Here is a 12253-nt window from a genome sequence, read left to right on the forward strand (position 1 = left end):
CCTCTCAGCTCGTCTTCATCAGGTTGCGCAGGCTGTCGCCCGCGATGTTGCCGACCAGCGCCAGCACCAGCACGCCCAGGCCGGGCATCACCGGAATCCACCACTGCTGCAGGAAATAACTCAGATTCCTGGCGGCGTCCGCACCGAGCTCGGGGGCGGGCGCGGACTGGCCGAGCCCGAGGAAGGACAGCGCCGCCAGGGTCAGGATCAGCGTGCCGATGTCCAGGCTGGCTGCGACCAGGGTGTTGGGCACCGCACCAGGGAGCAGGTGGCGCGCGATCAGTCGCAGCTTGCCGACCCCGGCCAGCTTGGCCGCCTCGATATGGGGCCGGGCCGCCAGTCGGGCCACCTCGCCGCGCACGAGCCTGGCGTAGAACGGCCACCACACGATGGATACCGCGATCAGGGTGTGCAGAAAGCCGGGCCCGAGGGCGGCCACCACGGCGATGGCCAGCACGGGGGCGGGAAGGGACAGGAATCCGTCGGTGATGCGCATCAGCAGACCGTCGACCCAGCCGCCGGTCGCGCCCGCGATCAGACCGACGATGCCACCGATCAGCACACCGACCGCGACGACGACCAGGGCGGCGAACCAGCTGGAGCGAATGCCGTACAGCACCCGGCTGAAGATATCGCGGCCGATGCTGTCGGTGCCGAGCAGAAACCCGTTCTTTCCGGGGGCCTGCAGTGGCATGCCCGCCGGGATCAGTGGGTCGTGCGGCGACAGGATAGGCACCGCAACCGCGATCAGGGTGACGATGATCAACAGCGAGAAACCGGACCAGTTAAGGATATTGGCACGCGATTTCGGTAGCGCCAGCAGTCGACGCTGACGGCTCTGCAGCAGACTCGGTGCAGGGAGTGCGATGGCCATCAGCTCGCCTTCCGTTCAATACAGGCCACCTGGTGGCGGTTTCCTGGCACACCTTCCAGGCGGACGTTCAATTGACTGTCGGCGCAGGTGTCCACCGCGATCGGGCACCGTGGGTTGAAGGCACAGCCTGGCGGTGGCGACAGCGGGCTGGCGGGTTCGCCCGCCAGCACCCGGGATTCACGGCCGAGGTCGGGGATCGAGTCGACCAGCGCCTGCGTGTAGGGGTGGGTCGGGCGGGCGATGACGTCATCGGCGGGCCCGATTTCCACGATGCGGCCCAGGTACATGACGGCCACCCGGTCGGCCACCACGCGAGCCACTGACAGGTCATGGGTGACGAACACGACCGACATGTCCAGGGTGCGGCGCAGATCCCCGATCAGGTTCAGCACCGACGCCGCCAGCGAGACGTCCAGCGCGCTGGTGGGCTCGTCGCACAGCAGGACCGTCGGGGGCACCACAGTGGCCCGCGCCAGCGAAACCCGCTGGCGCTGACCGCCGGAGAGCTGCCCGGCGCGGGACTTGGTGATGTCCAGTGGAAGACCGACCCGCTGCAGCACCTCGGCGACGGCGTCGCTGCGCTGGCTGCGCGACATCGTGGTGCGCCGCAGCCGCTCGGTGATCAGCTCGCCGACCGAGAGCCACGGAGTCAGGGAGGCGCCGGCATCCTGGAACACCATCTGTGGCCCGACCTCACCGGCGAGCGCGACCGAACCCGTTGTGGCCGTTTCCAGCGCGGCGATGACGCGTAGCAGAGTGGACTTGCCCGAGCCGCTCTCACCGACCAGGGCGACCGACTCCCCCTGCGCGACTTGCAGCGAAACACCGCGCAGCGCATGGAGTTTACCGCCGCGACCAACGTTGAACGTCTTGGTGACCTCGCTGACGGAAACGGCGGGCCTTTCCCCCTTTTCGTGCACCGTCGTCGACGGGAACTGCTCGACGGTATTCGTCGAACGCGAACCCAGATCGGCTGCCACCTCGTCGGCGGGCAGGATGCAGGCGCTGACGCGGCCGGGCCCGATCGAGATCGGATCCGGCGGGGACGTCGTGCAGTCCGGGGTGGACAGCAGACAGCGCGGCTCGAAGGCGCAGCCGGGCAGCGGCGAGATCGGGCTCGGCACCACGCCGGCCAGGGCGGCCAACCGATGATCACGTGAGGTTTCCAACGTCAGCCGCGACCGTAGCAGGCCGATTGTGTAGGGGTGCGCGGCAGTGTTGAGAACCGCTGCGGTCGGGCCGATTTCGGCGATGCGCCCCGCATACAGCACGACGATGCGATCCGAGATCTGGGCCGCCACCCCGAGGTCGTGGGTGATCAGCACGATGCTGCAGCCGATTTCGTCGCGCAGCTTGGCCAGCAGCCGCAGCACCTGGGCCTGCACGGTGACATCGAGTGCGGTGGTGGGTTCGTCGGCGATGATCAGTTCCGGATCGCCGGCAATGGCGATGGCGATCATCACCCGCTGCCGCAAGCCGCCGGACAGTTCGTGCGGGTAAGCGCGCAGCCGGCGTTTGGGTTCGGGGATTCCGACAGCGGTGAGCAGGCGCAGTGCAGCCTCCTCGCTGCCCGCCGCCTCGGCGACCTGCTTGCCGATCCGCATCGTCGGGTTCAGTGAGGTCATCGGGTCTTGGAAGATGGCCCCCAGATCGAGGCGTCGAACCTTGCGCAGAGCCTTGGGCTCCCCTTTGACCATGTCGGAACCGGCAACGCGGACAGAGCCGCGGATATCGGTCTTTTTGGGGAGCAGCCCGAGCATGCTGAAGCCGAGAACGCTCTTGCCGGAGCCGGACTCGCCGACCAGCCCGAGGATCTCGCCCTTGGCGATGGACAGCGACACCCCTCGGAGTGCGTGTACGTCCTTACCGTTGCGCTGGAACGTCACATGGAGATCGCCCACGCTCGCCACCGGTTCCCCGGCCCGCGTGGTTGAGGATCGTTGCGGGTCGATTTCGGAGACCGCTGTTCCCATCCACTACTCCCGACTTGTTCGAAGGACAGGTGAGGAGGGCGCGACAACGAGCCATCAGCCTGTCGTTTGACAGTTTTCACATTCGACAGCCGCGGTGGGTGTCGCTGGCGTAACCAAACACTGCGTTGTCGTAACCGATGTGTCTCCCGTGTTTCTGTCATGTGACAGAAACTCGGGAGGCTCCTTTTCTTGCCGCATCTGCGCCACGATGTGAGGGTGGCGACGACTCGGGCCGGCCGGCCGCGGCTGACGACCCGGCGGCGACCGGGCATCAGCGCCCGCGACGAAATCCTGGACGCAGCCGCCGAGCTGTTCACCACCCGCGGCTACACGAGCACCTCAACCAGGTGCATCGCCGAAGCGGTCGGAGTCCGGCAGGCGTCGCTGTACCACTACTTCAAGACCAAAGATGACATCCTCTCGGCGTTGTTGCATCAGACGGTGACGCCCACGCTGGAGTTCGTCGAGCAGCTGGCAGCTACCGAACCGCCGCTGACCCCTGCCGAGAAACTGCACGCTCTGGCGTCATTCGACGGTGCTCAGCTGCTCAACGGTCGCTGGAATCTCGGGGCCCTCTATCTGATGCCGGAGCTCAGAGAAGCCCGGTTGGCCGAATTCTGGGCCGAGCGCGAACGGCTGCGGCTGCACTATCTGGACCTCAGCCGCGCGACGGTCGCCGCGCAGCCCACCGCTTACCCGGTTGGCGAGGAGGCGGCAGACCTGCCGTTCCGATTGGTGGAGTCGCTGGTGAACATCCGCGCGGCCCACCCCGACCGTCAGCGCTCGGCGCTGCCCGGACATATTGCAGACGCCTGTATGCGGGTGCTTGGAGTGCCCGCCGAAGGCATCCCCGCGCTGCGGGCCGCAACGGATCGCCGCCTGGCCGTGCCCGTCGGGTGATCGGGTGCGCCGATCGGATCGCGTTGAGATGAGGCGTGCGCTTGTAGGATTCCCGTCATGCCGCTGGCCGAAGGTGCCACTTTCGCCGGTTACACCATCATCCGGCTCCTGGGTGCAGGAGGAATGGGCGAGGTCTACCTGGCCGCGCACCCGCGCCTGCCCCGTCAGGACGCACTGAAAGTGCTGCCGGTGTCGGTGACGACGGACGAGGAATTCCGGGTTCGCTTCGAACGCGAGGCGGATATGGCGGCCGGCTTGTGGAACCCGCACATCGTCGGCGTGCACGATCGCGGCGAATACGAGGGTCAGCTGTGGATCTCGATGGACTACGTCGACGGCACCGACGCCGCCGAGCTGATGCGCGACCATCCCGGCGGCCTCCCACCGGCAGATGTGATGACCATCGTCAACGCCGTCGCCGATGCGCTGGATTACGCCCACGACCGCCATCTGCTGCACCGCGACGTCAAGCCGGCCAATATCCTGATCGCCAACCCGGATTCCAACGAGCGGCGAATCCTGTTGGCGGACTTCGGCATTGCCCGCCGCGATGATGACACCAGCGGTTTGACTGCGACCAATATGACGGTCGGCACGGTGTCGTATGCGGCGCCCGAACAGCTGATGGGCGCTCCGCTGGACGGCCGGGCCGACCAGTACGCGTTGGCCGCCACCGCCTTTCATCTGTTGACGGGCTCACCGCCGTTCGCCCATTCCAATCCCGCGGTGGTGATCAGCCAGCACCTCAATGCCCAGCCACCGAAGCTGGGCAGGCACCGCCCTGAACTCAGCCATCTCGACCCTGCGCTGACCAAGGCACTGTCGAAGGATCCGGCGGATCGCTTCGCCCGCTGCGCCGACTTCGCCCGCGCCCTGAGCCATCAGGTGGGGGCGCCCGCCGGCGCCGAGCCCCCCGGCGCGATCGACGAGACCCGGCTGGCACCGGTCACCCACCCCACTCACGCTCACCGGGCCGCCCACAACGGCGGCGAACCGAAAACCCGGCACTGGTTGCGGCCCATGATCGTGGCGCCGGTGGTACTGGCGATCCTGCTGGTCGCGGTGGTGGCGTTCGCGATCGGCCAGTTCGCCGGTGACAGGGAGTCCGGCACTGCGACGACTTCGAGATCGACCACCTCGACCACTCCTACCGGCTCGACGACCGCCACCACCGCGCCCGCCCCGCCGCCTCCGGTCACCTCCACGGCGACCACCGACACGGTGACCGAGACGGTCTCCCCGACACCAACGACCACCGCTGCAACGACCACGAGCGCGAATATCGGTGCCGACTGCTCGGAACCCGGCGGCACTGGCGTCACCGCTGACGGGGCGACCGCCTACTGCGCGAATCTGCAGTACACCAACCGCTATCTGTGGTCTCTGACTCCCGGCCAGCTCGCCAACCCGGTGGTCACGTCGTCGCCGTTGGCCCCGCCGCCCATGGAGACCGAGTCACCGGTGCGAATCTGTATGCAGCAGACCGGGCACAGCAGGCTACGGTGCGCTGACGAGGTTTTGCACGGTACCGCGCCGTGACCGGCCGTCCCTGAAAAGCCGTGACCTGTGAATTCGGGTGTGATGTGAAACGTTTTGGAAGGCCGCGGCGATAGGTCAGGAGTTTCACAGGTGTCACATGTGGGATATCTTCACACCGCAGAAACATACGGAGGTCTTGCGTTGAAGAAGCTCGCTCTTATGGTCGGTGGCGGTGCCGCTGCGGTCGCGATGGCCGTGGTCGGTGCAGGCCAGGCCAGCGCGTCCGCTCCAGACGTGACCGGTGAGACGTACGGAAAGGCCGTCGCGATTCTGCATTCGCAGGGCTATTCGGCGGTCTTCGGCGGCTCCGTCGGCAGCGACCTGCCGCAGTCACAGTGCATAGTCTCCCAGCAGAAGTCGATCGGCCCCAGCGCCAAGCAGTCGTTGATGCTGGACTGCACACTGGCTCCCGGCCAGGAAAAGCCCGGCGCCCCCAATACCCATTCGTTGGTGCCGCCAGGTGGCTCGATCCCGACCTCCGGTGCGGCCGCCGATCCGAACCGTCCGACCCCTGGCGCAGGCACCGTCACGGTGACCCCGGTTCCCGTCGGGTAATCATCGCCCGCAGCTCGGACAGGGTCCATGGCGGCGCGTCGTTGTGGTCGCGGTAGCCGAGGAACGCCGGTGTCGGCTTGTCGAAGCGTCCGACGAAACCGCCTGCGCCAATCAGGATTTGACCCGTCACGTGGGCGGCCAGATCACTGGCCAGGAACGCGTACAGCGGCGCGACGTACTCCGGTGGCGCGGCATCGAGCGCACCCTGGGTCGAGACGTCGTCGAGCAGGCCGCGGCGGTTGAGCTCGTTGATCTGTTCCTCGTAGTCGGGTCCCGTCGAGAGCCGGGTTTTCGCGCCGGGGCAGACGACGTTGGCGCGGACATGGTGCTCACGCAGCTCCGCGGCGATCGCCATGGTGAGCCCGTTGACCGCACCTTTGCCGGCGGGATAGCCGGTGCCGCCGTAATCGCCGAGGAACGCGAACGAGCTGGTGTTGATGATGGACCCCGAACCCTGCCGCACCATCAGCGGTGCCGCCGCCCGGCAGGCGTGGAAAGCGGTCCCGAGATGACTGTCGAGCAGCTCCTGGAACTCGGCACTGGTGATCGACAGGATCGACGACCGCGGCGGCTCGGGAATCCCGGCGCAGTTGACCAGGATGTCGACCCGGTCGTAAGCCGCCACGCACGCACCGATCAGGGCGGCTGCCGTCGCGTCGTCGGTGGGTGAGCCGGCGAAGCCGATACTGCGGTGCCCGGCCGCGGCGATCGCCGAGACCGTGTCGCCGACCGCGGCGTCGTCGCGCCCGTTGACCACCACTGCCGCGCCGAGTTCGGCCAGCAGCGTCGCGACCGCGCGCCCGACACCACGGCTGCCGCCGACCACCACAGCCCCGCGACCTGCCAGTAGGCGTTCCGTCACGTCTCTCCCTCACCGTTGCAGTTGGTGTGGAGATACTGCCACGGGGGTCATCCGAGGTCGGCCGGTACGGCCGCGGCGGACACGGTGTCCAGTTGACGACGATTGCCGCTCGGCGACGCGATGATGAAGGGGTGGCCGAGCTCGCGAGGTATCAGGACGGCTGGTCGAGCGTGGTGGTGTCGCGCGATCGGGATGCGCTGGTCTTCCTGACCAGCTACGAGGACGACGGCCGCAGCTTCTCCTCGGAATCCCGGGTCGGCGTCGACGATTTCCTCGCCCGCGGCTCCGGGCCATGGCCCTGGTATGACCTCGGCGACAAGCGGGACGGCGTGCTGCGGGTGCTCGATGCACTGGAGATCACGCCTCCGCAGTGGACGGAGCCGCTTACTCCCGCGGTCCAGGATCTGTTCGACCGGGCGCGTCTGGGCAGCACCTCGCTGGCCGCACTACTCGCGGCGGGGATGAACCCGGACCCGCTGGATCGCTGTGGTGCGTCGCCGTTGTGGTACGCCGTGCGCTCGCTGTCCACGGCCACTGCGGTGACGTTCATCAACGCGGGTGCCGATCCCGGCCGCCGGATCGAATTAAGTGCTCGCGGTGAAACTTTCACGACGATCCTGCATGAGATCGTCCGGCGCGGACGGACCGAGGCGCTGCAGCATGCGCTGAACCGCGGGGTCGATCCGACGCTGCAGGATTCCGACGGGTCCACGCCGTTGCATGTGGCCGGCGAGGACGACGACGATCCGGCGCTGATCCGCATGCTGGTCGCCGCCGGCGCCGCAGTGGATGCGGCCACCCACAGCGGCGCCCAGCCGATCGAGACCGCCGCGAGGCGGGTCCTGCCCGCCACGGTCGCGGCGTTGGTCGAACTGGGCGCCGATCCGGATCGCGGGCTGGACGCGGCGCTGTCGTGGTGGGTGGTCGGTTCGCGCTCGGCCGGCTACCGTTCGGCCGACGTCGCCGCGGTTGCCGAGATCCTGCGGGCAGGTGGGGCCGAGGTCACCGATCACCACCATGAACTGGCGGCCGGTGTCGGTGTCGAAGCAGTGCAGGCGGCACTGCGCTAGCTAATTCAGGTGCTCGCCGAAGAAGGCTTCGATGCGCTGCCAGGCATCTTCGGCTTCCGGCTCCGAATACAGGAAACCGGCTGCGCCGACGACGAATTGCAGCGGCGCCGGAGTACCGAAGTCGTTCATGAACGAGTGCCCGACCTCGGGATACTCCTTCACATCATGCGCGACGTTGCCCTCGGTGAAGACTTTCTCCAGCTTGGCGGCCGCACCGGGCAGGGTGCGGTCTTTGGCGCCGTAGCTCGCGACTGTCGGGCACGCGTCGCGCAGCGCATCGAGGTTCTTGGGGAGGTTGCCGTAATTGGGTGCCGCTGCGTCGAACACTCCGCGCGGTGCCATCTGCAGTGCGAAACCGCCGCCCATGCAGAACCCGACGATGCCGATCTTGCCGGTGCAGCGGGGGTCGGCCGCCAGGTGGTCGCGGGCGGCGACGATATCGTCGATCGCCGCTCCGGAGCCGGTGGCCATCGCGCGCAGGGTGGCGACGACGCACGCGACCCGGTTCCCGCGTCGGAACAGCGCCGGCGCCAGGGTTAGATAGCCCGCGTTGGCCAGCCGATCACAGATGCGCTTCAGATCGCCAGTGAGGCCGAACGCGTCGTGGATTACGACGACCCCGGGCCACGGACCCGGACCCGTCGGCTCGGTCTGATAGCCGGGCAGCGTCCCCGGTGCAGCGTCGAACGTGACATCGGGCATATCGCACGCCTTTCAAAGGAATAGAGCGCCACCGGTCGTGGTTAAATTGGCTTGTCGGTGTCTAGCATGCCCCGGGTACCAACCTCAGTCGCCACGAGCGACCACTTGCCGAGAGGCGCACGCAGGCACCGACACCCAAACCGCCGGCACACTGTGCCGGCGGTTTTGTGGTTTGAGTGCAGAACTGTGTCGTCAGTAGTTGGCCACTGTGGCGCCGTTGCGCGACGCGACTGGCTCGACATCGTGGAAGACCATTCGCACGGTGGTACCACGGGGCGAGCTCTCGACGGTGGCGACGTCGGCCAGTCCCTTGATCAGGGGCAGGCCACGACCGCGGTACCGGCAGCGCTGGGTCGGATCGACCTCTCGCCACCGACCTTCATCGGCCACGATCAGCGTCAATGCGGAACTGGCAGCATCGTGTTCGGCCCGCAGGTTTACACAGCCGGGGGTGGGTGCGGTCAAGTAGGCGAACTCGGCAGCGTTGGCCAGTGCCTCGTAAACGGCGAGCACCATGTCGTTGAGCCGCATCGAATCGAGCTCAAACTTCTGCAGCAGCCAGCGCCCCAACTCTTCACGCACCCGGGCCACGTCGCCCGGCTCGGCGTCGAGAAGGCGATCAAATCGGATTGCTGAGGGGCGCGGGGAGTTCGTCATGGCAAAGTGGGGGTTACCCGCCAGCGGTGAGCTTTATGCACCCAGTTCTGATAACGCGGCATCCAGAGTCGGATGCAGGCTGACGATGTCGGCGATTCCGACCAGTTTGAGCGGCCGACTTGTCACCGGCCCGTCCGCGACAACCGCGAACCCCACCTCGGGGGCGGCTTGGTCATGGGCGGCAACGAGCACACCCATCCCTGCGGACGCGAGGAACTCCACATCGCTGAGATTGATCACCAACGCGGCAGGCGACTTGCCCAGTGCCGTGGTGATGGCATCCTCGAGGGCCGGAGCGGTCAACATGTCGACAACTCCGGAGACGGCCAGCACTACGACACGACCGAACCACTCTTCACCGATCGCACAGGCAGCAGAACCGTTGGCGTCGTTGGCGAGGCCAGGCTGTTCAGTCAAGATTCACCTCACTCTGTGCATGTCACCGGGCCGGCCAGCCACATGCGTCGATCTCGCAAGGGCTGCATTTTGAACCCGGCAAGGACAACTGATTAAACCTTGGCCAGATTATCCCAGATGCCTGCGAGCCTCCGATTCCACCCATGCCTTCGCGCACGCCATTTCCCATTTCGCGAAGCAAATGACACTTATCGGCAAGTCTGTAAAGCTGTCACAGCCCGTGCTGGGACCAGGGAAGAAAACGGAGGACGCCGGCGTGCACCAGTCTGATTCCGAGATCGACAGCTCCACCCGCGGACGCATCCTGGCGGCTACCGCGGAGGTGCTGGGCCGAAACGGGATGACGAAGCTCAGCCTGTCGGAGGTGGCGCTGCAGGCCGGAGTCTCCCGCCCGACGCTGTATCGCTGGTTCGCGTCCAAGGAGGAATTGCTCGACGCGTTCGGCCTCTGGGAGAGTTATATGTTCGACAGCGGGATCAATAAGGTCACCGCCGGCCTGCGCGGCACCGAAAAGCTGGATGCCGCACTGAGATTCATCGTCAGCTACCAGCAGAGCTACTCCGGTGTGCGGATGATCGACATCGAGCCGGGCCACGTGATCGGCCAGATGCCGTCGGTCATTCCGGTCATGCGGGAGCGGCTGGAAAAGCTGCTGCCCGGCGCAAAGGGTGCCGTGGCCGCCGCGACGGCCGTACGGGTCGCGGTCGCGCACTACGTGGTGCGCAGCGACGACGCGGACCAGTTCCTGGCGCAGCTTCGGCACGCGACAGGAATCAAAGACCGCGGCTGACCCCTCAGCTGAACCGGTCGCGGATCCCCGCCAGCATCGTGCGGTGTGCCGCCACCGCCTGGCGCACCGTGGTGCCGAACAATGGCCGCGGCGCACTGATCCGCATCCGCTCGGCGACTTCCGTGCCGGCGCCGACCGGTTCGAACGACACCACGGTGTGTAGCCGTACCTGCGGAAACTGCCGCGAATCGGCAACCACGTCGCCGACGACGGGCACGGTCAACGTCGCCTCATAGCTGATCGGCAGCGTCAGCGGACCGAGCGGAATGCGGTCGCGGACGCGGTAGGTCTGCACGTACCCCTGCGGCGTCTCGGAGCGCGCGACGGTTTCCACGGCCACCACCAACGGATGGACCGCCTTGATGTTGTCTAGGTCGAGGTAGAACGCGCGGACATCGGCAGGTGAGGCAGACACCCGCTCGGTGACGGTTCGTTCGGTGACGGCGATCCACGGGCTCACCGGTTCAACCTAGTACCACCTCCCACAGCCAACAGTTGTACAGTGCACGGCGATTACCAAGCCAGGAGGCTGAATTGGACGTCCGTTTCCTCACTCCCGAAGGAGTCGAGTTGCGTGACGAAAGCGAACTAACCGACCTGCTGACCCGCCCGGACGGCCTGGTCTGGGTCGACATTCCGGTGTGGGACGACGAGGTCGAGGAGATTCTGACCACGGAGTTCGGGTTTCATTCACTCGCGATCCATGACGCGTCGAAGCGCAATCACGTGCCGAAGGTGCACCGTTACGACGACCACTTGTTCCTGGTTCAGTTCGCGCCCCATCCCGGCGAGCGCGGACATGTGCACTACATCGAGTTGGACCAGTTCATCGGCGAGCGCTATCTGGTGACCGTGCACGGTCCGATCAACCCCGCTGTCGACCGGTCCGCGGCGATGATCGAGGTGGAGACCGTCCTGAAACGGCTCACTACGGGAAAGTTTCGGCCCACCAACGGTTTTGAACTCTCCCATGCGATGCTCAAGGCGACGGCGGCCCGCATGCGCGGCTATGTCTCCGACCTGACCAAGGAGGTCTGGCAGCTTGAGCAGGAAGTTTCCCGAGGGCCCATCGGCAACGCCGAGACCTTTCTGGACGAGCTGTTCTGGGTCCGGCACGGGCTGCTGACAATCAGCACGATGGCCGCGTTGAACCGCGAGGTATGCGGCCGGATGGTGACCATCGCCGCCTTCGGCGAGGGAGACCGCCAGGCATTGCTGGAGGACATCGTCGACCGCTTCCACCGCCTGTCGGTGATGGCCGACACCCAGAAGGGCTACCTGCAGGGCGCCATCGAGTTCTACCAGGCGCGGACCACCACCAAGATGACCGTCGCGGCCGAACGGCTGGCGATGATCGCCGCCGTCACCGCCCCGGTCACCGCGGTGTCCTCGGTCCTCGGGATGAACCTGATCGCCAACGACCACACGCAGTGGGCGGCGATCTGGATCGCCGTCGTGCTGATGGTGTTGCTGGCGGTGGTCCTACTGCTCTGGGCGAAGCGTCGCGGCTTCTTTTGACGGGCCCCGCCGGGTTGCGCCCCACAGTCCGACGCCGATCCCGATGGCCGCGCCGCCGAGACCGATGAGCTGCTCCGAGCGTTTGAGCTCGTTATGCGCGCTCAAACCGCCCATCAGATCGGCTGCGTCGGCACCGCCGGAGGCCAGAAACCAGCCACGAGTGTTTTTACCGCGCAGGGCCGCACTGGCCAGCAGCCCACCGATCAACGCGTCGCGGTAACCCATCGAGTACAGCAGCAGGCGGTGGGTGCCCTTGGGCTCCTCCGAGCCGCCCCACACCCGGTTCGCCCGGACGGGGTCGATCAGGAACTGGATGCCGGAGGCCAGACGGATACTGCCCGCGACAAGCGCGGCGCGGTCGATCGACATGCCTCGCAGCCTAGATTCAAGTCGTCG

General features: G+C 66.7%; 14 protein-coding genes. 6 read left to right on the forward strand and 8 right to left on the reverse strand.

All coding sequences use genetic code 11. The features are described 5' to 3' along the window. Positions 1 to 4 precede the first annotated feature (4 nt). Positions 5 to 874: an ABC transporter permease gene (locus H7J73_RS25620; protein WP_264070563.1), complete on the reverse strand. Its 870-nt coding sequence runs from the start codon at positions 872 to 874 to the stop codon at positions 5 to 7. Beyond that, a complete protein-coding gene (locus tag H7J73_RS25625) occupies positions 874 to 2847 on the reverse strand; it encodes a dipeptide ABC transporter ATP-binding protein (protein WP_264070564.1) in 1974 nt (657 codons plus the stop codon). Before H7J73_RS25625 ends, H7J73_RS25620 begins: the two co-directional genes overlap by 1 nt. Positions 2848 to 3063: 216 nt before the next feature. Here H7J73_RS25625 and H7J73_RS25630 point away from each other — a divergent pair, with 216 nt between their 5' ends. The 3 genes from H7J73_RS25630 to H7J73_RS25640 all read left to right on the forward strand — a co-directional run bounded on the left by H7J73_RS25630 (position 3064) and on the right by H7J73_RS25640 (position 5841). Next, positions 3064 to 3747, forward strand: coding sequence for a TetR/AcrR family transcriptional regulator (locus H7J73_RS25630; protein WP_264070566.1), 684 nt, complete (start codon positions 3064 to 3066; stop codon positions 3745 to 3747). Between the two features lie 57 nt (positions 3748 to 3804). Next, positions 3805 to 5286 carry a serine/threonine-protein kinase gene (locus tag H7J73_RS25635; RefSeq protein ID WP_264070568.1) on the forward strand — a complete coding sequence of 494 codons (1482 nt, stop codon included), beginning with the start codon at positions 3805 to 3807 and terminating at the stop codon, positions 5284 to 5286. A 99-nt stretch (positions 5287 to 5385) separates the two neighbouring features. Further along, positions 5386 to 5841: a hypothetical protein gene (locus tag H7J73_RS25640; protein ID WP_264070571.1), complete on the forward strand. Its 456-nt coding sequence runs from the start codon at positions 5386 to 5388 to the stop codon at positions 5839 to 5841. On the opposite strand, the gene H7J73_RS25645 is transcribed toward H7J73_RS25640, so the two are convergent. Further along, positions 5813 to 6703, reverse strand: a complete 891-nt coding sequence (locus tag H7J73_RS25645) for an SDR family NAD(P)-dependent oxidoreductase (protein WP_264070572.1) — start codon at positions 6701 to 6703, stop codon at positions 5813 to 5815. The two genes, H7J73_RS25640 and H7J73_RS25645, sit on opposite strands and share 29 nt — an antisense overlap. Positions 6704 to 6795: 92 nt before the next feature. Between H7J73_RS25645 and H7J73_RS25650 the strand changes: the two genes are divergently transcribed. Then, positions 6796 to 7773 (forward strand): ankyrin repeat domain-containing protein, encoded by a 978-nt coding sequence (locus H7J73_RS25650; RefSeq protein WP_264070573.1) that lies wholly within the window; start codon positions 6796 to 6798, stop codon positions 7771 to 7773. Here H7J73_RS25650 and H7J73_RS25655 read toward each other — a convergent pair whose 3' ends face one another. From H7J73_RS25655 to H7J73_RS25665, 3 genes are all read right to left on the reverse strand, one after another. Beyond that, positions 7774 to 8475 carry a dienelactone hydrolase family protein gene (locus H7J73_RS25655; RefSeq protein ID WP_264070574.1) on the reverse strand — a complete coding sequence of 234 codons (702 nt, stop codon included), beginning with the start codon at positions 8473 to 8475 and terminating at the stop codon, positions 7774 to 7776. 192 nt (positions 8476 to 8667) lie between these two features. Then, positions 8668 to 9132, reverse strand: a complete 465-nt coding sequence (locus tag H7J73_RS25660) for an ATP-binding protein (protein ID WP_264070575.1) — start codon at positions 9130 to 9132, stop codon at positions 8668 to 8670. A 33-nt stretch (positions 9133 to 9165) separates the two neighbouring features. Beyond that, a complete protein-coding gene (locus tag H7J73_RS25665) occupies positions 9166 to 9549 on the reverse strand; it encodes an STAS domain-containing protein (protein WP_276031759.1) in 384 nt (127 codons plus the stop codon). Positions 9550 to 9805: 256 nt separating this feature from the next. Here H7J73_RS25665 and H7J73_RS25670 point away from each other — a divergent pair, with 256 nt between their 5' ends. After that, the gene (locus H7J73_RS25670) at positions 9806 to 10339 is read left to right on the forward strand and encodes a TetR/AcrR family transcriptional regulator (protein ID WP_264070576.1); all 534 of its coding nucleotides are present in this window, start codon (positions 9806 to 9808) and stop codon (positions 10337 to 10339) included. A gap of 4 nt (positions 10340 to 10343) precedes the next feature. On the opposite strand, the gene H7J73_RS25675 is transcribed toward H7J73_RS25670, so the two are convergent. Then, positions 10344 to 10799, reverse strand: a complete 456-nt coding sequence (locus H7J73_RS25675; protein WP_264070577.1) for an SRPBCC family protein — start codon at positions 10797 to 10799, stop codon at positions 10344 to 10346. 110 nt (positions 10800 to 10909) lie between these two features. Between H7J73_RS25675 and H7J73_RS25680 the strand changes: the two genes are divergently transcribed. Further along, complete coding sequence (locus tag H7J73_RS25680) at positions 10910 to 11857, forward strand: CorA family divalent cation transporter (protein WP_264070578.1); 948 nt, start codon at positions 10910 to 10912, stop codon at positions 11855 to 11857. Here the strand turns inward: H7J73_RS25680 and H7J73_RS25685 are convergent. Then, complete coding sequence (locus tag H7J73_RS25685) at positions 11822 to 12226, reverse strand: DUF4267 domain-containing protein (RefSeq protein ID WP_264070579.1); 405 nt, start codon at positions 12224 to 12226, stop codon at positions 11822 to 11824. The two genes, H7J73_RS25680 and H7J73_RS25685, sit on opposite strands and share 36 nt — an antisense overlap. Between the last annotated feature and the right edge of the window lie 27 nt (positions 12227 to 12253).

The organism is Mycolicibacterium komossense (assembly GCF_025822605.1).
In the GTDB taxonomy this organism is placed as follows: Bacteria; Actinomycetota; Actinomycetes; order Mycobacteriales; family Mycobacteriaceae; genus Mycobacterium; species Mycobacterium komossense.